Below are 17311 nucleotides of genomic sequence, written 5' to 3'. Positions count from 1 at the left end.
GCATCCACGCCGCCGAGGTGCGCCACCGGCTCGCGTCGGGCCTCACCGCGGCGGCGGAGGACGCGCTCCACGAGGCGAGCGAGACCGCCGCCCGCCACGGCGACTGCCTGGCCTGCGACGCGGCGTTCCGGCCGGAGGCGGTGCGGGTGGCGCTGGCGCGCGGCCGGATCCCCGACGCCGACCTCGAGGTGCTCTCGCTCGAGGAGATCGCGCGGCAGCGCGGGGGCCGGGGCCTCGCGGCGGTGGCGCGGCTGGCGCGCGCGCGGGTGCTCGCGGGGCAGGGGCGCACCGGCGACGCGCGCGCGGCGCTGGCGCAGGCGCGGGCCGCGTTCCTCGCCGGCGGCCAGCGCTACGACGCCGCGCGCTGCGTGCGCCTCGAGGCGCGGCTCGGCGGCGTGGTGCCGGACGACCTGAAGGCGCTCGACGCGCTGGTGCGGGTGGACGCGGACGCGTAGTCGCGGCGCGCGCTCACGCGCCGCCGTCGCCCGCGGCCCGGAAAACGCTGGGCCCCAGCGGAATTGATCCGGATCAAGCGCGTCAGCGCCCTTGACGCCGGCGCTCCGAATATGAGAATGATTCTCAACTTCATCGCTCACGGGCCAGCCGCCGTCCGCCAGCCCAGCCAGAGCCCAGGTTCGCAGCATGGCCGTCCCGCACCTCGCGGCCGCAGTGACAGCCCTCCTCCTCGCCTCCGCGGCCCGCGCCCAGGAGCCGGAGGCGCCGCGTTCGCCCGCGCCGGATCACGGCAAGGTGGCGACCGACGACGCCACGCCGGCCGGCGCGGGGACGCGCGAGCTGGAGCTCGGCTATCTCCCCTCCGTGACGCACCACGGCGGCGGTCGCTTCGAGCGGGCCGCGCACGCGCACGTGAACGCGTTCTCGGTCACCGCGCTCTACGGCGTCACCGGCGACCTCGACCTGAAGGTCACGGGCGGCTTCGCGCACGCGATGGATCGCTCGGATCCGTCGGCCGCGACGCGCGGCTCGGGCCTCACCGACCTCACCGTCGCCTCGCGCTGGCGCCTCCTCGCCTCGGCCCGCCGTGCGCTCGACGTCATGCTCACCACCGCCGTCGTCGCGCCCATCGGGCACGAGGCGGCGACCGGGTCGCTGGGGCTGACGCAGGGCTTCTGGAGCGCCCGCAACGCGCTCGTCGCCTCGAAGGACTGGGGCCGCGTGACCGGCAACGCCGAGCTGGCGCTCACGGTGCCGCTGGGCGGCGGCGCCGGCGGCTTCCGCTCGGTCACCTGCGCCAACCTCGCGGCCGGGTACGCGGTGCTGCCCTGGCTGCAGCCGCTCGTCGAGGCGAACTACGACCTCACCCGGAGCGCCACCACCGCGCAGCGGGTCGCGGTGACCGCGGGCGTGAACCTGGCCGGCAGCGGCGGCATGCGCCTGCTGGCCGGCGTCCAGCGCGCGGTGTGGGGCCGGAACGTCGTCGAGTCCACGAGCGGCCTGGTGGCGTTCAAGACCGGCTTCTAGCCGCGCCCGGCGCTCCGTCGCGGGCCTCGACGCGCCGTGGCCGGCCCCTTAAGCTCCGCCGCCATGGATCCCTACGGCCTCCGCCGCGTCGTCTCCCCCGCGGGCGTGCTCCCCCAGCGCGCCGACGTCCTCGACCCGGCGCTGCCGCTCGGGGAGGACGAGCTGTCGATCGCCGTGGAGGCGCTCAACGTGGACGCCGCCAGCTTCCGCCAGCTCGAGGGCGCGGTGGGCGGTGATCCCGGCCGCATCGGCGACGAGGTGCTCCGCATCGTCCGCGCGCGCGGCAAGATGCACAACCCGGTCACCGGCTCGGGCGGCATGCTCATCGGCCGCGTCCGCACGGTGGGCCCGCGCCACCCGGCGGCGGCCGCGCTGCGCCCGGGCGACCGGCTCGCGACGCTCGTCTCGCTGACGCTCACCCCGCTCCGCATCGACCGCGTCCGCGCGGTGCGGCCGGAGATCGACCGCGTGGAGTGCGAGGGCGAGGCGATCCTGTTCGCGACCGGGCTGTGGGCGCGGCTGCCGGACGATCTCCCCGAGACGCTGGCGCTCGCCGCCCTCGACGTGTGCGGCGCGCCCGCGCTGGTGGCGCGGCACGTGCGCCCGGGCATGCGCGTGCTGGTGCTGGGCGCGGGGAAGTCCGGGGCGCTCGTCGCGGTCCAGGCGCGCGCCTCGATGGGCGGCGACGGCGCGGTGGTGCTGGCGGATCGATCCGAGCAGGCGCTCGACGCGCTCGGCGCGCTGGGGGTCGCCGACGCGCGGCTGCGGGTGGACGCCACCGATCCGCTGGCGGTGCTCGCCGCGGCCGAGGGCGCCGGCGGGCGCTTCGACCTGGTGGTGAACTGCGCCAGCGTCCCCGGCACCGAGATGGCGGCCATCCTCGCCGCGAAGGACGGCGGGACGGTGATCTTCTTCTCGATGGCGACCAGCTTCACCGCCGCCGCGCTGGGGGCGGAGGGCGTGGGCAAGGACGTCACCATGCTGGTCGGCAACGGCTACGCCCCCGGCCACGCCGACCTGACCCTCGAACTCCTCCGCCGCCACCCGCGGCTGCGCGCGCTCTTCGAGCAGCGCTACGCGCGCTAGTAGAGGAAGTCCCAGACGGTCGGGACGTTCGCCTCCACCTGCCCGTCCGCGTCGTCGTCCACGGCCAGGTTCACCGCGCCGCCGCTCGCCAGGTGCACCGCGACGCGGGTGCCGTCGGCCGCGGTGACCGTCAGCTCGCCCGTGCCCGGCGGGTCCGGCTCGATCCAGGCGATGCTCCCGGTGACCGCCACGGATAGCGCGCCGTCGATCCCGGTGATGGTGAACGTCGCCGTGTCGCCGCCGGTGGTGAGCGTCGCGCCGCCGGCGAGCGTCGCCTCGCTGTGCACCGAGTACGCCGTCAGCCGCAGCTCGGCCGTTGCGCCGCCGGCGGTCAACGCCAGGACGAGCGGGGTGCCCGGCTCGGCCTCGGCGTGGTGCGAGACGATCCCGGCAGACGCCTCGCGCTCGCAGCGGAGCGCGCCCGTGACGTGCGCGGTCACCGTCGTCTCGGACATGGTGAAGTCGAGCGCCGAGACGTGCAGGTCGAGCGTGTAGGCGGCGCCCGCGGGATCCCCCGTGACCCCGGCCACGGTGGCCGTCGCCGCGCCGCGCATCAGGCCCTTCTCGTCCACGCAGTCGTTGAACGCGATCGCGAACACGTGCCCGGCCGCGACCGGGAGGCCCGGCGTGACCGTCACCGTGATGCAGGGCGGGAATGGCTCGTTCGCGATCCGGCCGACCACGATGTCCGCCAGCAGCTCGCCCAGGCTGGGCGCCGTGTCGAGCGCGTTCACCGCGAGCCCCGCGACGTCGATCGCGTTCTCGGCGTTGATGATGGGTCCGCCGCCGTCGTGATCGTCGCCGCCTCCCGAGCACGCGGCGACCGTCAGCAGGACGGCAGCGGCCGCGCTCCGGATCACCCCCATGGAGCGGAACGTCATATGCGCCCCCTCCTCTCCCCCCGGCAGGATGAGCGTACGCCGCGCGGCTGGACCCCGCGTCCGGGCTGCCGTGGTCCCCCGCTCCGGCCGCGGCCATCCGCCGCCGCCCCGAGCACGGGTCCGCTGGCGCGGTAGCCCGCCCGCGGTATCATCCCGCCGCCGCGCGGCGCGCGGCCGTCGTCACGGGGCCGTGGCGAAACTGGCAGACGCGGGGGACTTAAAATCCCCGGCCGCGGAAGCGGCGTCCCGGTTCGAGTCCGGGCGGCCCTACCTCGCGAGGCTCACGCCCCCTCGCCCAGGATCGCCAGCATCGCCGCGACGTCCACGAGCTTGTCCCGCGGCGCGCCCCGCCGGGCTCCGCGCGCGACCTCCACCTCGTCGAGCCGCGCCCAGTCCACGAAAGAGACCGGCCGGACCCCTCGCGCGCGCAGCACGTCGTCGATGGCGTGGCGCGGGGGCAGCGCGCGGGCCTCGAGCCCGGCGGCGTCGGCGACCATGTGCGCGACCACGTGGGCCGACGCGCGCCGGTGCTCGCCGATCAGCCCCTGCGGCCCGCTGCGCGCCCACCCGACGACGTACTCGCCGGGGAGCGGCTTGCGAAGGACGGGATCGACCACGCGCCCGTCCTCGTTGGCGATGACCCGCGCCTTCTCGTCGAAGGGCACGCCCTCGATGCGCTCCGCGGCGTAGCCGACCGCCGGCAGCACCAGGCCGACCTCGAGCACCTCGGTCTCGCCGGTGCCGCGTGCCGCGACGGTGCCGTCCGGTCTCGTCTCCAGGCGGTTCCTCTCCAGCCTCAGCCCCGCGACCGCGCCCGCCGCGTCCGGGAGCACCTCAGTCGGCGACACGAGGAAGCGCAGGTGAAGCTTCCTCGCATCCGGGCGCGGCCGCCGCGCGGCGAAGGAGCGGAGGAGCTCCACGTTCCCGCCGGCCGCGCGATCGCCCAGCCCGGCGAGATCGGCGGGGTCCACGACGGGGTCCGCCGCCTCCAGCGTGCCGAGCTCCCTGAGCTCGGCCGGCGAGAACGCCGCCTGCGCAGGGCCCCTCCGCCCGAGCAGGTACACCTCGCGCACCTGGCTCTCGCGCAGGACCTCGAGCGCATGGGCCGCGATGTCCGTCCGCTCGAGCTCGGCGCGCGTGCGCAGCAGGATGCGGGCGACGTCGACCGCGACGTTGCCGTTGCCCACCACCGCCGCGCGACGGACCGACAGGTCGAACCTCGCGTGGCGATAGTCGGGGTGGCCGTTGTACCAGCCGACGAAGACCGTCGCCGGCGTGCAGCGCTCGATGCCCTCGCCCGGGATCCCGAGCCGCCGGTCGGCCTCGTTGCCGGTCGCGTAGACGATCTGGTGGTAGTGCCGGCGCAGGTCGTCCACCGTGACGTCGCGGCCGAGCCGCACGTTGCCCAGGAACCGGAACGTCGGGCGCGCCGCCGTGGTCGCGAAGACGCGCGTGACCGCCTTCACCTTCTGGTGGTCGGGGGCGACTCCGCCTCGCACCAGCCCGAAGGGCGTGGGGAGGCGGTCGAACATATCCACGTCCACGGCCGTGCCGGTCCGCTTCAGCAGGGCCTCGGCGGCGTAGAAGCCGGCAGGGCCGGAGCCGACGATCGCGACACGCATGCGCCGGGCGCTCCTCTTCCGGTGGACCCGTCACGCATCATAGGGGACGCCGCCGGGGAGGCCCTGCGACGCGCGGCCTCGGCGGCGGATCGCCCGGCGACCGGCGGTCGCGCCCGCCGCGGCTCAGTCGATCGGGATGCTCCGGCCGTCGTGCGCGTGCACCGGCACCGCGGCCGGGTCCACGCCCTCGAGGCAGCGGACGTTCACCGCGACCATGGGCGTGCCGTCGGGCATGGCGCCGCGCGAGAACGAGCGGACGCCGCAGTGACGGCAGAACAGGTGGTGGATGCGCCGCTTGCCGAACTGGTAGTCGGTCACGGCGTCCTCGCCGCGCTCGAGCCGGAAGCTCGCGGCCGGCGCGAACGCGAGGAGCGTGCCCGACTTCGAGCAGATGGAGCAGTTGCAGGAGACGGCGCCGTCGAGCTTCAGGTCCACCTGGTAGCGGACGGCGCCGCAGTGGCAGCCGCCGGTGTAGGTCTGGGTTTCTGGCATGCGCGACCTGATACCAGCGCGCCGGCCGGGCAGCGTGCGCCGAATCGGGGCGTGCGCGCGCGCCGCGTCCGTGCGCCGCGCGGCGCGGCGGCCGCCGGTGGACGGCTCCGCCGCGCCGCGGGCCTCCGCTCCACTCAGTGGATCGACGGCTGGTCGCTCTTCACCGCCTGGACCGTATCGCCGATGGACCGCTCGCTCTCCACCTCGGCGATGTCGGCCAGGCTGATCACGCCGCGAAGCCTGCCGTCGTCGTCGCACACCATCACGCGCGAGAGCTGGCGCTGCCGCATCAGCTGCTCCGCGTCCCTCAGGTCGTCGCCCATCCGGCAGGCCACCACCTCGCGCGTCATGCAGCTCGACACCTGCTCGTCGCCCGATCGCCCCTCCGCCAGCACGCGGATGGCGAGGTCGCGATCGGTGATCGCGCCCACCGGCTCGCCCGCGTCGTTGCAGACCGGCACGAACCCGATCTCCTCGTCCCGCATCAGCGCCGCGCAGTCCCGCACCGAGTCGCTCTCGCGGCACCCCGTCGCATGGCTCATCGCCTGTTCGACCCGCATCGTTGGCCTCCTCCCCGTGGATGAGGGTGCGGACGGCGGCGCGTACCGCAATGGCCGGGCACGCGGCCGCCCGGCGCCAAGTTCCCGGCCCCCATCAGGAGCCTACCCGACACGCACAGTGAACCGGGCCCGTGGATCCGAGCGCTTGTACGTGCATCCGCCCCGCGAGCGGCCGACCTCCCAACGGACCACCCCGCTGCGACATCTGGTCTCCCTCCGGGTCTGTGAGCAGGTGTGCGGAAGTGGCTCGGCCGGTCACGGTCCGGGCGCGCGAGCGGGCGGTCGGCGGGGGCTGGTCGCAAGGGGGAAGCATCCGATCTCGCACTCCGACGTCTCGCCTCGCAGGCGAGCGGGACGGTCGGGCCATGTCCGAAGGGGGAAACCATGGTCCGCATCCGCATCGCCCTGGCGCTGTCGGCCGCACTGTCCGCCGTCGCGCCACCGTCCGCCGCCGCCCAGCCGCTTCCCACCACCTACCTCACGCCGCAGACGCCGCTCCCGCCGAAGGCGATCCCGTCGTTCACGGACCGGCTGCCGGTGCTCTCCGCGAGCAGCGAGCCGCTGTGGTCGGCGTACCCGCGCATCGCGACCGTCGTGGACGACGGCGCGACGCCGCTCGCCGTGCACATGTGCGAGTTCCAGTCGAACGTGCTCCCCACCGGCACCTTCGCGGCCGGCAAGCGTCCCGCGACCTGGACGTGGGGCTACAAGCTCGGCGGCTGTCCCGCCGCCGGCGCGCTCCCGCAGGACACGTACCTCGGCCCGGTGATCGTGGCGACGCGGGACCACCCGACCACGGTGCGCTACGTGAACGCGCTCCCCGCCTCGCCGGATCCGATCGCCTCGAACCCGCTGGGCACGCACGTGCTCGCGTACTCGGACAGCGTGGACCAGACGCTCCACTGGGCGGACGCGAACATGCAGATGTGCATGTCCACCATGCCGCCTGCGCTCCGCGACGTCTGCACCTATCCCTACCGCGACGCGAACGGCGCGATGGGCATCCCCGCCGCCCCGCACCTGCACGGCGGCGAGATCCCCGCCGAGCTCGACGGCAGCCCGGACTCCTGGTTCACCAGCACCGGGATGATGACGGGGCCGACCTGGTACGCGAGCCCGCTGTTCGACCCGGCGCCGAACGAGACCGTCTACCGCTACCCCAACACGCAGGAGGCCGGCCCGCTCTGGTTCCACGACCACACGCTCGGCGCCACGCGCCTCAACGTGTACGCCGGCCTGGCGGGCGCGTACGTGCTCGTCGATCCCGCACAGCCGCTCCCCGCCGGCCTCGAGGACCCGACCGACATCGTCCCGCTCGTCCTGCAGGACCGCATGTTCGACACGAAGGGCGAGCTGTTCTTCACGGCCGGCACCAAGGGCGGCGTGCTCTGGGCGCTCAACCCCGAGCACCCGTACTGGAACCCGGAGTTCGTGGGCGACACGCTGCTCGTGAACGGGACGGTCTGGCCGTACCTGGAGGTCGAGCCGAAGCGCTACCGCTTCCTCTTCGTGAACGGCTCGAACGCCCGCACCTACGAGCTGTTCCTGACGAACCCGAAGACGAAGGTCAACGGGCCGGCGATGTGGGTCATCGGCACCGACGGCGGCTACGTGGACGTGGCGCAGAAGCTCGACCCGAACGCCCTGAAGCCCGCGCCGCAGCGCCTCGTGATCATGCCCGGCGAGCGCTACGAGGTCGTGATCGACTTCGGCGCCCAGCCGGTGGGCACGGCGCTCGTGCTCAAGAACGTCGCCAAGACGCCGTACCCCGGCGGCGCCACGCCGGCGGGCGGCCTGGGCCAGCTGATGCAATTCAGGGTCGCCTGCCCGCCCGCGCCCGCGCAGTGCGGGACCGGCGGGATCGCGTGGGACCCCGCCGCCAGCCCCACCATCCGCAGCGGCGCGGGCGCGGTGAAGCCGCTCGTGGCGTTCGGCACCGGCACGCTCGGCGCCGGCGTGATCGCGCAGAAGACCCGCCTGCTCACGCTGAACGAGGTCATGGGGATGCCGGTGAACGCGGTGAACCCGATCGACGGCGTGACGACCGCCTACCCGGGCGGCCCGCTCGAGATCCTCGTCAACAACTCGAAGTGGAGCGGCGCCTCGGCGCGCAACGATCCGGCGTCGGGCGCGGCGTACCGCGGTGACTTCACGCAGACGCTGCCCGGCGGCCTCCACTACTCCGAGCTGCCGGCCGAGGGCGAGACGGAGCTCTGGGAGATCGCGAACCTCACCGCCGACTCGCACCCGATCCACCTGCACCTGGTGCAGTTCCAGCTCATGAACCGGCAGGCGCTCGACGTGCCCAAGTACTCCGCGGCGTACGCGGCGGCGTTCCCGCAGGTGAACGATCCCGCCACCGGCCAGCCGCTCATGCTCGGCATGAACGTGTGCACCGCCGGCGCCTACTGCCCCGGCTACGGGCCGCCGCTCGACTACGACACGGGCACGCCCGGCAAGCTGGGCGGGAACCCGGACGTCGCGCGCTTCCTGAAGAGCGCGCCCGTCCCGGCGTCCGCGCAGGAGCGCGGCTGGAAGGACACGGTGCAGGTGCCGCCCGGCACCGTGACGCGCTTCGTGGTCCGCTGGGCGCCCACCAGCGCCGACGTCGGCACGACCGCCGCGTTCCCGTTCGACCCGGGCGGCCAGGGCGGCGCGTTCAACTACGTGTGGCACTGCCACATCATCGACCACGAGGACAACGAGATGATGCGGCCGGACGCCGTCCTGCCCATCCCCGGCGCCGTCCGGAGCTACGTGAGGGGCACCGACTTCTGAGCGCGCGCCGCCCGGGGCCGGCCCGCTCCGCCGGAGCCGGCCCCGCGGCCGCGGTCACCTCCCGCCGGCGGGCGGCTCCTTGCCGGCGGCGCCCCCGCCCGCGGCCGAGTCCATGCCCGGCATGTCGCCCCAGCCGCTCTCCATCATCGCGGCGAAGCGCCAGCTCCCGTCCACGCGCACCAGCATCGCGGCGCTGCGGCCGGCCATCTTCTTCTTCCCCATCGTCATCGACCAGGTGTCGCCCACCAGCGCGAGCGAGTCGCTCACCAGGAAGATGGTCGGGTTGTGCGCCATCTTCGCGTCGGACATCGGCTTCGCGTACATCGGCTTCATCACCTCGAGCCACTGCTCGCGGGTCCACGCCTCGGCGCTCCCCTGCCCCTTCGCGTCGTCGGTCGCCATGAGCACCGGGAAGTGGACGAGCGTCGCCGCGGCCTCGACGTCGCCGTTCACCGCGGCGGCGTCCATGGCCTTCATGACCGCGAGGATCTCCTTCTTGTCGGCCGCCTCGCGCGCGACCTTGTGCGGCTTCCACGCGGACATGGGATCCGCGGCGGGTGGGGCCTTCTCCTGGGCGGCGGCGCCGGCGGCGGTGAGTGCGAGGGTCAGCAGGAGCGCGATCCGGGTCATGGTTCCTCCTCGATGGTCCATCGCCGCGCTCGGCGCGCGGCGACCCGGAAGCATCCGCCTCCCGCGTCGCGCCGCCTCGCGCCCGGGCGGGGCGGCCTCGCGAAGGTCGCCGTCCCGGCGACGTACCGGCCGCTCCGAGGCCGGCGCGGCGTGCGCTCCCCGTCGGGCCCCCGCCTTGACAGGGGATCCCCCGCGACACCATGTGCCGCTGCATGCCACTCGCCGCCCCGCCTCCCGCCGCCGGCACGCTCGAGCTCATCGGCGCGACGCCCATGGTCCGCGTGCGCCACCTCGACACCGGCCCCTGCGAGCTGTTCCTGAAGCTGGAGAGCGCGAACCCGGGCGGCTCCATCAAGGACCGCATCGGCCTGTCGATGATCGCGGCGGCCGAGCGCGACGGGAGCCTCGGCGGCGACCGCCGGCACCTGGTGGAGGCCACCGCGGGCAACACCGGGCTCGGCCTCGCGCTGGTGGCCGCGCAGCGCGGCTACCGGCTGACGCTCGTCATCCCCGACAAGATGAGCCGCGAGAAGATCCTGCACCTCAAGGCGCTCGGCGCCGAGGTGGTGATGACGCGCTCCGACGTGGGCAAGGGCCACCCGGAGTACTACCAGGACCTCGCCGAGCGGATCGCGCGCGAGGAGGGCGCGTTTCACGTCAACCAGTTCGCGAACCCGGCGAACCCGGCGGCGCACGAGACCGGCACCGGCCCGGAGATCGTCGCGCAGCTGGGCGGCCGCCTCGACGCGATGGTGTGCGGGGTCGGCTCGGGCGGCACGCTCACCGGCCTCTCGCGCCACCTGGCGGCGGCCGTGCCCGGCTGCGAGCTGGTGCTGGCGGATCCGGAGGGCTCGGTGCTCGCCGGCTACGTCGAGACCGGCACCATCGGCCGGGCGGGGAGCTGGCTGGTGGAGGGCATCGGCGAGGACTTCCTGCCGCCGGTGGCCGACCTCTCGCGCGTCCGCCGGGCGTACCGGATCCCGGATCGCGAGAGCCTGGAGACGGCGCGGGAGCTGCTCCGCGCCGAGGGCATCCTGGCCGGCTCGTCCACCGGCACGCTGCTCGCGGCGGCGCTGCGCCACTGCCGCGCCGCGGACCGGCCGCTCCGCGTCTGCACGCTCGTGTGCGACTCGGGCAACAAGTACCTGTCGAAGATGTTCGACGACCTCTGGATGCTCGAGCAGGGGCTGTCGGACCGGCCCACCGTGGGCGACCTCACCGATCTCGTCACCCGCCGCTTCGCCGACCGCGCGGTGGTGACCACCGGCCCCGGCGACCCGCTGCTCGTCGCGCTCAACCGCATGAAGGCGAACGACGTCTCGCAGCTGCCGGTGGTCGAGGGCGGGCGGGTGGTGGGCATCGTGGACGAGTCCGACCTGCTGCTCGCCGCGGTGGACGACGCGTCCCGCCTCTCGCTCCCGGTCCGCGACGTCATGGCCACCCGGCTCGAGACGGTGACGCCCGCGACCCCGCTCAAGGTCCTGCTGCCCATGTTCGCGGCGGGCCTCGTGCCCATCGTGATGGACGGCGACCGCTTCGTCGGCCTGGTCACGCGCATGGACGTGCTCGGCGCGCTGCGCCGGCGGCTCGCCCGCTGAGCCTCGCCGCCGTCCGGCCGGCGCGGATTCGCGGGCCGCCCGGCCCCGTGGCACCATGGCGCGATGGACCCGCGCGCCGAGCTGCTGGCACGCCGCGCCGCGCTGCGCACCCGCGTGCGCGCCGGCGACGCCCGCGCCGCGCTCTCGCTGGCCCGCTCGCTGGAGCGCGATCCGCCGCGCGACCACGCCGCGGCCCGGCGGGCCTACGAGGCCGCGGCGAAGGCGGGGCTCGCGGACGCGATGGCCGCGCTGGGCGAGCTGCTCCGCGACGGCCGCGGCGGCCCGCGGGACCTCGAGGGCGCGGTGCGCTGGTTCTCCGAGGCGGCGCGGCGCGGCAAGCCCGAGGCCATCGCCGACCTGGCCGGCGCGCTGCTGCACGGCGAGGGCGCGCCGCGGGATCGCGCCGCCGCCATCCGGCTCTTCCGCCGCGCGGCGTCGGCCGGGGTGGTCCGGGCCATGGTGGACCTCGCGCAGTGCCTGCGGCAGGGCGCCTCCGGCGTGCCGCGCGACGACGCGGCCGCGCTGCGCTGGCTCCGGCGCGCCGCCACGCACGGCCACGCCGGCGCGGCGCTCCTGGTGGGCCAGGCCTACTGGTTCGGGCGGATGGGCGCGCCGCGGGATCGCGCGCGGGCCGCGCCGTTCCTGCTCGCCGCCGCGCGCAAGGGCGAGCCGAAGGCCACCGAGCTGGCCGCGGAGGCCCGGACGGTGCTCGGCGGCGCGGCGCCGCGGAGGGCGCCCGCGCGCGTCACCGCCCCCGCCGCGCGTCCCGCAGGATCTCGCGCGCCGCGTTCCGGCCGCACGCGCCCATGACGCCGCCGCCGGGGTGCGTGGCGGCGCCGCACAGGTACAGGCCCGGCACCGGCGTGCGGTAGCCGCCGCCGCCGGGGAACGGCCGCAGGAAGAGCAGCTGCGCCGGCGTCATCGCGCCCTGGAAGATGTTCCCGCCGGTGAGGCCGAAGCGCCGCTCCAGGTCGAGCGGCGAGAGCACCTCGCGGTGCAGCACCGAGGCGGCGAAGCCGGGCGCGTAGCGGTCGAGCAGCGCCACGCAGCGATCCGCGAACGGCTCCTTGAGCTCGTCCCAGGTACCCGCGGCCAGCCGGTAGGGTGCGTACTGCACGAACATCGACATGAGGTGGCGCCCCGGCGGCGCGACGCCGGGATCCACCGCCGACGGGATCGTGCACTCCAGCACCGGCTCCTCCGAGGGCCGGCCCGCCGCCGCGTCGGCGAACGCGCGCTCGATGTGGTCGAGCGTCGGGGAGACGTGGATCGTGCCGCGGTGGTGCGGGCCGGGCGCCGCGCCGGCGTGCGGCGCCGCCGGGAAGCGCGGGAGCTCGGAGAGCGCCAGGTTGATCTTGAGCGAGGCGCTCGCGTAGTCGATGGCGCCGACCGCCTCGGCCACCTCCGGCGCGAGGTGCTGCGCGCCCACCATCCCGAGCAGCGTCCGGCGCGCGTCCACCGACGAGGCCACGCGCCGGGCCGCGATCTCGGTCCCGTCCGCCAGCACCACCCCGTCCGCCCGGCCTCCGCGCACCCGCACCCGCGCCACCCGGGCGCCGGTGCGGACCTCCGCCCCCGCCGCGCGCGCCGCGCCGGCCAGCGCCGCCGCGAGCGCGCCCATCCCGCCGCGCACGTAGCCCCAGACGCCGCGCGCGCCGTTCACCTCGCCCATGACGTGGTGGAACAGCACGTAGGCGGTGCCGGGCGTGGAGGGCGACGCCATCGCGCCGATGATCGCGTCGGTGGCGAGCGTGGCGCGGAGCGGCTCCGACTCGAACCAGCGCTCGAGGATGGGGCGCGCGGCGCCGAGCAGCAGCTCCAGCGCGCGCGGGCCGTCCTTCCCGAGCCGCAGCAGCCGCCAGCCGGTGCGCGCCAGCCGCCACAGGTCGCCGGGCCGGCCGGAGAACGGATCCGGGGGCGGCTCGAGCAGCGACGGCTCGATGGCGCGGGCGAGCCGGTCGAGCAGCGCCTCGTAGCGCGGGAAGCGCTCGGCGTCGCGCGGGGAGAACTTCGCGATCTCGCGCTGGTTCATCGCCGGGTCGGGACCGAGCAGCAGCGAGCGGCCGTCGGGGAGCGGCGTGAAGGAGGAGGGATCGCGCGGGAGCACCGCGTAGCCGTGGCGGGCGAGGTCGAGCTCGCGGACGATCTCGGGGCGGAACAGGCTCACCACGTACGCGGCGGTGGAGACCCGGAAGCCGGGCCAGGGCTCGTCGCCGCCGCTCGCGCCGCCCAGGCGGTCGAGCGCCTCCAGCACCAGCGTCCGCTGGCCGGCGCGCGCCGCGTACGCGGCGGCGACCAGGCCGTTGTGCCCGCCGCCCACCACCACGAGGTCGAACGGCTCCATCCCGCGGTGGTAGGCGTCCGGGCCGCCGGGCGCAAGCGCAGCGGACGCCGCGCCCCGGCGGAGCGGGACGACGGCGCCCGGTCCCGGCGACCTCCGCCCGCCCCTCGACAGGCTCGGGGCGAGCGGAGACCGGGTCCGCTCGCGGTGAGCCGAACCGCGAGGTCGTGCGCGCGGTCGCGCGGGATCCGCTCGCGGTGAGCCCGTCGAACCGCGAGCGGACTCCGGGGCTCAGTTCGCGGCCTTGACCGGCTTCTCGGACGGCGCCTGCGCGGTCTTCGGCTGCGCCTTCTTCTCGGCCTTGGCGACGGCGGTGGTCTTCGCCTTCGCCTCGGTGGCGGTGGCCGTGGTGGTCTTCTTCTCGCCGCACGGGAACGCCGGCGACGCGAGGCCGACCAGCGCGAGCGCCGCGGCGGCGCGGAACAGCAGCTTCATGGGGAACTCCTTCCGCTCCTCGCCGCCCCGGGGATCGGGGCGACCCGGGGCCCATGTCCGCCGCGCCTCACCGCCGCAACCGCGGCGGCGGTGAACGTCCGCTTGCGCCCCCACGGCGCGCCGCGGCAGGGGGCGGGCGTGCGCCGGCCGGGCGCCACCCACCGCGGGGCCGCCGCACGCCGCCGGCGACGCGCGTCACCGAGGTGCTCTGCACACCCACCTCTCACCCTGACGACGCACGCCGTCGCCGGATTCGCAGGTGGCCTGCGCCGGCGGGCGGAGGTCTACTGCGCGGCGTGTCCCGCGTTCCGGCGACACGCCCTCCCCCTCCACGAAGGAGCATCCTCGATGAAGCGCCTCCTCCTCCTCGCCGCGATCGCCACGGCCACCGGCTGTGGCGGCGGCTCGGACAAGAAGGACCCGAACTGCAACCAGGCGGATCCCGCGGCCTGCGCCGACGGGCTCGTCTGCGAGGTGGTCCAGGGCGTCGGGACGCGCTGCGCGTCGCCGGTGGTGATCACCGGCGTGGTGTACGACCTCTCGCTCGGCCTGGACGCCGGGCCGATCGAGGGCGCGCGCGTGGTCCCGCTCGACGTGAACGGCGCGCCGGTCGGCTCCGCCGCCACCACCGACGCGACCGGCGCCTACTCGGTGCAGGTGCCGGCGGAGCGCGACGCGAACCTCGCGCCGGTCTCCGGGCACGTGACGCTGCGCGCCGACGCCGACGGGTTCGCCACGTTCCCGTCCGGCATCCGCTCGGCGGTGCCGGTCGATCTCTCCGCGGCGACGGAGGTGACCGCGGGCACCACGGAGTGGGTGGTGGCGTCCTCGCTCACCGACGTCGGCCTCGAGCCGACCACCGGCGCGGGCACCGGCCGCATCCACGGCAACGCCGCGCAGGCCACCGCCGGCGCGCTGGTCGTGGCCGAGCGCGCCGACGGCACGGTCCGCACCGGCGTCGCGGACGCCTCCGGCGACTACGTCATCTTCAACGTGCCCGCCGGCGACTGGGCGGTGCAGGGCTACACGCAGGGCGTGAACTACCAGCCGGCGCCGGTGGCGGGGCTCACCGACCTCGAGGACCGGCTGGTGAACCTGGTGGTGAAGAACCGCGCCGCCGCCACGGTCACCGGCAGCATCCAGCCGACCGGGCAGAACCAGCCGCCCGCGCTCGACACCACCGTGGTGCTGGTGGTCCGCGCCACCTACGACGTCGAGCTCGATCGCGGCGAGTCGCCCCCGGGGCTGGTGGCCCGGCTGACGAACGCCACCGGGACCACCTTCCACGTCACCGGCGTGCCGGACGGCGAGTACACCGTGCTCGCGGCGTTCGGGACCGACGGCTACATCCGCGACGTCTCCGGCATCGGCGGCACCGCGCCGGTCGAGGTGCGGGTCGAGAACGGCGTCATGACCAGCGCGCCGGGCGCGTTCAAGATCACCGGGGCGGTCAGCTTCGCCGTGGACGGGATCAGCCCGTCCACCGGCACGGTCGGCGAGACGCTGGTCACCGACTCCGCCACCCCGACCTTCGACTGGCTGGACTACCCGTCGGCCGTCGGCGGCTACGACGTGGTGGTGTTCGACTCGCTCGGCACGCCGGTGTGGGCCCCGGCCCGCCTCGCCGCCGCGGTCACGTCCGCGACCTACGCCGGCGTGACGCTCGAGCCGGGCCGCACCTACCAGGTGCGCGTGACCGCGTACGACAACGCCGGCATGGCCGTGTCGCGCACCGAGGACCTCCTCGGCGTCTTCACCTACCTCCCGCCTGCGGCCCCGTAGCCCGGCGGCCGCCGCGCGCGCGGCACCGGGCTTCCCGGTCCCGGTGCCGCCGCGCGCGTCCTACCCCCTCCCACCATCCGGCTGTGGCATCCTCCCGTTCGCGCGCGGTGCGTCCGCTGCGCCAGGAGGGAACCCATGTCCGTGGTGCTCGTGCTGCTCGGGCTCGTGGTGCTGGCGGTGCTCGCCGCCGTCGGCATCTACAACGGGCTCGTCACCCGGCGGAACGCGTACAAGAACGCGTTCAGCCAGATCGACGTCCAGCTCAAGCGGCGGTACGACCTCATCCCGAACCTGGTCGAGACGGCCAAGGGCTACCTGAAGCACGAGCGCGAGACGCTCGAGGCGGTGGTCGCGGCCCGCAACGGCGCCGCCGCCGCCGCGCGCGCCGCCGCGGCGAACCCGGGCGACCCGGCGGCCATGGCCGCGCTGTCCGGCGCGGAGGGCGCCCTCGCCGGCGTGCTGACCCGCTTCCTGGCCGTGGCCGAGGCCTACCCGGACCTGAAGGCGAACCAGAACATGCTGGCGCTGCAGGAGGAGCTGACCTCCACCGAGAACCGGATCGCGTTCGCGCGCCAGGCCTACAACGACGCGGTGATGGCCTACAACAACGCCCGCGAGACGTTCCCCGGCGTGCTGCTCGCCGGCGGCTTCCCGCCCGCGACCGCGTTCGAGCTGCAGGTCGCCGCCGAGCGCGAGCCGGTGCGGGTGCAGTTCTAGCCGATGGCCGCCCAGGCCCCGCCCGCCGGGCGGGCCACGCTGGACTTCTTCGCCGCCCAGCGGAACGCCCGCCGGCGCACCACGGTCCTGGTGATCGCGTTCGCGGTGGCGCTCGCCGCCGTGATCGCGGTGGTCTACCTCGCGCTCGCGGTGGCGCTCGGGCTCGGCGCCGGCACCGGGGGATGGGCGGTGGACGCGTCCGGCGCGGTGTACGGCCCGCCGCTCCTCCAGCCGGGCCTGCTCGCGCTCACCGCGCTCGGCGTCGGCGCCATCACCGGGGTGGGCGGCGCCTGGCACGCGGTGCGGCTCTCCTCGGGCGGCGGCGCCGCGGTGGCGGAGCTGCTGGGCGGCACGCCGGTGGACCGCGCCACGCAGGATCCCGCCGAGCGGCGCCTGGTCAACGTGACCGAGGAGATGGCCCTCGCGGCCGGCATGCCGGTGCCGCGGCTCTACGTGCTCCGCGGCGAGGGCGGCATCAACGCGTTCGCGGCCGGCTACACGCCCGGTCACAGCGTGGTGGCGGTGACGCGGGGCGCGCTGGAGCGGCTCACCCGCGACGAGCTGCAGGGCGTCGTGGCGCACGAGCTGTCGCACGTGCTGAACGCCGACACGCGCATCGACCTGCGGCTGATGGCGGCGGTGGGCGGGCTCGGGTTCCTGACGCTGCTCGGGCGGCTGCTCCTCGACGTCGGCTCCGGGCCCCGGCGCTCGCGCGACCGCAACCGCGGCGCCATCGCGCTGGTCGGCCTCGGGCTGCTCCTCGCGGGCGCCATGGGCAGCCTGTGCGGGCGGCTGGTCCGCTTCGCGGTGGCCCGGCAGCGCGAGTGGCTGGCGGACGCGTCGGCCGTGCAGTTCACGCGCAACCCGGACGGCCTGGCCGGCGCGCTCCGCAAGATCGCCGCGGAGG

General features: G+C 75.6%; 15 protein-coding genes, 1 tRNA gene and 1 pseudogene. 10 read left to right on the top strand and 7 right to left on the bottom strand.

Features of this window, described 5'->3' with window-relative positions; all coding sequences use genetic code 11:
* From PSR1_RS13545 to PSR1_RS13535, 3 genes and pseudogenes are all read left to right on the top strand, one after another.
* Positions 1-455, top strand: a pseudogene (locus PSR1_RS13545) (transcriptional regulator); the annotation flags it as partial.
* Between the two features lie 214 nt (positions 456-669).
* Positions 670-1482: a hypothetical protein gene (locus PSR1_RS13540; protein WP_237757948.1), complete on the top strand. Its 813-nt coding sequence runs from the start codon at positions 670-672 to the stop codon at positions 1480-1482.
* Positions 1483-1545: 63 nt separating this feature from the next.
* A complete protein-coding gene (locus PSR1_RS13535) occupies positions 1546-2568 on the top strand; it encodes an L-erythro-3,5-diaminohexanoate dehydrogenase (RefSeq protein WP_059438058.1) in 1023 nt (340 codons plus the stop codon).
* Here PSR1_RS13535 and PSR1_RS13530 read toward each other — a convergent pair.
* A complete protein-coding gene (locus PSR1_RS13530; RefSeq protein ID WP_059438057.1) occupies positions 2565-3449 on the bottom strand; it encodes a hypothetical protein in 885 nt (294 codons plus the stop codon). The two genes, PSR1_RS13535 and PSR1_RS13530, sit on opposite strands and share 4 nt — an antisense overlap.
* Positions 3450-3633: 184 nt before the next feature.
* Between PSR1_RS13530 and PSR1_RS13525 the strand changes: the two genes are divergently transcribed.
* A tRNA-Leu gene (locus tag PSR1_RS13525) sits at positions 3634-3719 on the top strand.
* 11 nt (positions 3720-3730) lie between these two features.
* On the opposite strand, the gene PSR1_RS13520 is transcribed toward PSR1_RS13525, so the two are convergent.
* The 3 genes from PSR1_RS13520 to PSR1_RS13510 all read right to left on the bottom strand — a co-directional run bounded on the left by PSR1_RS13520 (position 3731) and on the right by PSR1_RS13510 (position 6123).
* On the bottom strand, positions 3731-5071 hold the full coding sequence (locus tag PSR1_RS13520; RefSeq protein WP_059438056.1) for an FAD-dependent oxidoreductase: 1341 nt from the start codon (positions 5069-5071) through the stop codon (positions 3731-3733).
* Between the two features lie 123 nt (positions 5072-5194).
* Complete coding sequence (locus PSR1_RS13515) at positions 5195-5563, bottom strand: GFA family protein (protein ID WP_059438055.1); 369 nt, start codon at positions 5561-5563, stop codon at positions 5195-5197.
* 134 nt (positions 5564-5697) lie between these two features.
* Positions 5698-6123, bottom strand: a complete 426-nt coding sequence (locus tag PSR1_RS13510) for a CBS domain-containing protein (RefSeq protein WP_059438054.1) — start codon at positions 6121-6123, stop codon at positions 5698-5700.
* A 384-nt stretch (positions 6124-6507) separates the two neighbouring features.
* Here PSR1_RS13510 and PSR1_RS13505 point away from each other — a divergent pair, with 384 nt between their 5' ends.
* Positions 6508-8901 (top strand): multicopper oxidase family protein, encoded by a 2394-nt coding sequence (locus tag PSR1_RS13505; protein ID WP_059438053.1) that lies wholly within the window; start codon positions 6508-6510, stop codon positions 8899-8901.
* A gap of 54 nt (positions 8902-8955) precedes the next feature.
* Here the strand turns inward: PSR1_RS13505 and PSR1_RS13500 are convergent, their stop codons facing one another.
* On the bottom strand, positions 8956-9531 hold the full coding sequence (locus tag PSR1_RS13500; RefSeq protein ID WP_059438052.1) for a nuclear transport factor 2 family protein: 576 nt from the start codon (positions 9529-9531) through the stop codon (positions 8956-8958).
* 212 nt (positions 9532-9743) lie between these two features.
* Here PSR1_RS13500 and PSR1_RS13495 point away from each other — a divergent pair, with 212 nt between their 5' ends.
* A complete protein-coding gene (locus tag PSR1_RS13495; RefSeq protein ID WP_059438051.1) occupies positions 9744-11129 on the top strand; it encodes a cystathionine beta-synthase in 1386 nt (461 codons plus the stop codon).
* A 63-nt stretch (positions 11130-11192) separates the two neighbouring features.
* Complete coding sequence (locus PSR1_RS13490; RefSeq protein WP_059438050.1) at positions 11193-11939, top strand: tetratricopeptide repeat protein; 747 nt, start codon at positions 11193-11195, stop codon at positions 11937-11939.
* Here PSR1_RS13490 and PSR1_RS13485 read toward each other — a convergent pair.
* Together PSR1_RS13485 and PSR1_RS13480 are read right to left on the bottom strand one after the other, a co-directional pair.
* Positions 11875-13473 carry an NAD(P)/FAD-dependent oxidoreductase gene (locus PSR1_RS13485; RefSeq protein WP_059438049.1) on the bottom strand — a complete coding sequence of 533 codons (1599 nt, stop codon included), beginning with the start codon at positions 13471-13473 and terminating at the stop codon, positions 11875-11877. The two genes, PSR1_RS13490 and PSR1_RS13485, sit on opposite strands and share 65 nt — an antisense overlap.
* Positions 13474-13701: 228 nt before the next feature.
* Positions 13702-13905, bottom strand: coding sequence for a hypothetical protein (locus PSR1_RS13480; protein WP_059438048.1), 204 nt, complete (start codon positions 13903-13905; stop codon positions 13702-13704).
* 348 nt (positions 13906-14253) lie between these two features.
* Between PSR1_RS13480 and PSR1_RS13475 the strand changes: the two genes are divergently transcribed.
* The 3 genes from PSR1_RS13475 to PSR1_RS13465 all read left to right on the top strand — a co-directional run.
* Positions 14254-15687 (top strand): hypothetical protein, encoded by a 1434-nt coding sequence (locus PSR1_RS13475; RefSeq protein WP_059438047.1) that lies wholly within the window; start codon positions 14254-14256, stop codon positions 15685-15687.
* A 135-nt stretch (positions 15688-15822) separates the two neighbouring features.
* Positions 15823-16404 carry a LemA family protein gene (locus PSR1_RS13470; protein ID WP_059438046.1) on the top strand — a complete coding sequence of 194 codons (582 nt, stop codon included), beginning with the start codon at positions 15823-15825 and terminating at the stop codon, positions 16402-16404.
* Between the two features lie 3 nt (positions 16405-16407).
* The coding region (locus tag PSR1_RS13465; protein WP_152643352.1) for a M48 family metalloprotease at positions 16408-17311 on the top strand (904 nt) is incomplete at its 3' end.

The organism is Anaeromyxobacter sp. PSR-1, from assembly GCF_000964525.1.
Classification (GTDB): domain Bacteria; phylum Myxococcota; class Myxococcia; order Myxococcales; family Anaeromyxobacteraceae; genus Anaeromyxobacter.
The sequence above is the reverse complement of the archived record's forward strand: the minus strand, read 5'-3'. Positions and strand labels throughout refer to the sequence as shown.